Origin of the sequence: Nocardioides sp. CPCC 206348 (assembly GCF_048654705.1) — a bacterium.
Lineage (GTDB): Bacteria > Actinomycetota > Actinomycetes > Propionibacteriales > Nocardioidaceae > Nocardioides.
In genome coordinates this window covers 7,583-9,855 of record NZ_JBMCZA010000223.1, presented here as the reverse complement: position 1 = coordinate 9,855, position 2,273 = coordinate 7,583, and the positions used below count along the sequence as shown (strand labels likewise).

Genomic DNA, 2,273 nt, shown 5'->3' with positions numbered 1-2,273 from the left:
GGCAAGACCGTCGTCGCCCTGCACCGGGCCGCGTTCCTGCTCTACAACGAGCGCCAGCGCTACGAGCGTGGCGGCGTCCTCGTCGTCGGCCCGTCCGGTGTCTTCATGCGTTACATCGAGCGCGTGCTGCCGTCCCTCGGCGAGACCGCGGTGGCGCTGCGCAGCCTCGGTGAGGTCGTCAACGACGTCCGCGCGACCCGGCACGACGAGCCGGCCGTCGCCGACATCAAGGGCTCGGCCCGGATGGCCGAAGTGATGCGCCGGGTCTCGCGCCAGCAGGCGCCGGGTGCCCCGAACGAGTTCCGGGTCTTCTTCCGCGACGACCGGCTGGTGCTCGACCGGGGCCGGCTCGGACAGGTCCGCCGCCAGCTGATGTCGCAGGGCCTGCGCAACAAGCAGCTGCCGCGCGTCTCCCACGCCCTCCTCGACGCGCTGTGGCGCCAGGTCCGCGGCGAGCGGGGCCGCGAGTACGGCCGCGAGAAGTTCAACGAGGACATGCTGTCCAACCAGGACTTCCTGGACTTCGCCATCGACTGGTGGCCGCCGCTCGACGCACCGACGGTGCTGTGCTGGCTGCGCGACCCGGAGTTCCTGTCCCGCGTCTCCGAGGGCCTGCTCAACTCCGAGGAGCAGCGCCTGCTCGCGAAGTCGTGGAGCGACCTGGACCCGACCCGCGCGATCAGCCACCAGATCTCCATCGAGGACGTCCCGCTCCTCGACGAGCTGCGGTACGCGCTCGGCGACCTGCCGCAGAAGGCCGACGACGCGCGCGACGACCCGATGCACCTCATCGAGGGCGGCGTGAACATCCAGGAGCTGATGACCGCCTCCGACCGGGAGTACGCCCCGTCCGGGCGACCCTGGGCGCCGCCGACCAGCAGCATCGACGACGACCTCTACGCCCACGTCCTCATCGACGAGGCGCAGGACCTGACGCCGATGCAGTGGCGGATGGTCGGCCGGCGCGGACGCACGGCGTCGTGGACGATCGTCGGCGACCCGGCCCAGTCGTCGTGGCCGGAGCCCGCCGAGGCGGCCCAGGCCCGCGCCGCAGCGCTGGAGCGCAAGGTCATCCACGAGTTCCACCTGTCCACGAACTACCGGAACTCGTCCGAGATCTATGCCCACGCCGCGGCCTACGCACAACGGGTCGGTCTCGACGCGGATCTCCCGGACGCCGTACGACGGACCGGGGAGGAGCCGAAGGAGGTCGTCCTCGGCCCCGGCGCCGACACCAGCGACCTGGAGGCCGCCACCCGCGCGGCCGTCCTGGAGGTCGCGGGCGCCGTCTCCGGAACGGTCGGAATCGTGGTCCCGGTCGCCCGGCGCTCCGAGGTCAACGCCTGGCTGGCCTCGTGGCCGGAGCTCGCCGCGGACGCCGCCGGGGCGCGGGCATCGGTCGACTCCTCGGTCGCTCCGTCCGGTGATGACCGCGTCGTCGTACTCACGGGCCTGGACACCAAGGGCCTCGAGTTCGACGCCATCGTCGTGGTGCGCCCGCAGGAGATCGAGGACGAGTCGGCCACCGGACGCGCGACGCTCTACGTCGTGCTGACCCGTGCGACGCAGTTGCTCACCACGATCAGCTGACGCGCCGTACGATCTGGGGATGAACCCCAGGGACGACGACGAGCCGCAGCCCTGGTCGCCCAGCGAGCACATCCCGGCCGATGCGAAGCGGATGGGCCTGAACGCGAACGTGCCCGACGGCGCGATGCTGGAGTTCGCCGGAGCGCTCGACAGCACGAAGCTGTCGCACCGCGTCGTCGCATGGGTGCTGCTCGCTGCCTTCGCGACACCGGTCGTGCTGACGCTGCTCTCGCTGCTGCGCTGACCCCGCAGCAGCCGGTCAGAGCGGCTTGAGGCCGGCGATCTTCCAGGTGTCCCCGTCGCGCGCCATGGTGACCTCGACCCGGCTGCCCGCGACCGTCGTACCGGCCTTGGCCGCCGTCGTGGACTGCGTCAGGAAGAGGAGTACGACGACCTCGTCCCGGTCACCCGACACGACCCCCGCGGCACTGACCGAGGCCGACGTGCTGATCCTGCGCTCGGTGGCGGTCGGGGTGACGACGTCGGTGAGGATCGTGCGGTAGTCGTCGGTGAAGGCTCCGGTCGTCTGGTCGAGTGCCGTCGCGAGGTCGTCCTCGAGGGTGGCGTTCTCGTAGCTCAGCAGCTCCGGCACGCGGGTCTTCGCGGCGGCGAGGGCATCGTTGCGGGCGTCCGCGGTGGCTGACGCACCTCGTGCCTGCAGACCCACGAATACTGCTGCGGCC

General features: G+C 71.4%; 3 protein-coding genes. 2 read left to right on the top strand and 1 reads right to left on the bottom strand.

Features of this window, described 5'->3' with window-relative positions:
- Positions 1 to 1,590 (top strand): HelD family protein (locus ACOADB_RS25220; protein ID WP_378605376.1); only part of this gene is annotated, 1,590 nt, incomplete at its 5' end.
- 19 nt (positions 1,591 to 1,609) lie between these two features.
- Positions 1,610 to 1,834, top strand: coding sequence for a hypothetical protein (locus ACOADB_RS25215; RefSeq protein WP_378605373.1), 225 nt, complete (start codon positions 1,610 to 1,612; stop codon positions 1,832 to 1,834).
- Positions 1,835 to 1,849: 15 nt separating this feature from the next.
- Here the strand turns inward: ACOADB_RS25215 and ACOADB_RS25210 are convergent.
- Positions 1,850 to 2,273: hypothetical protein (locus ACOADB_RS25210; protein WP_378605370.1), on the bottom strand; the 424-nt coding region annotated here is incomplete at its 5' end.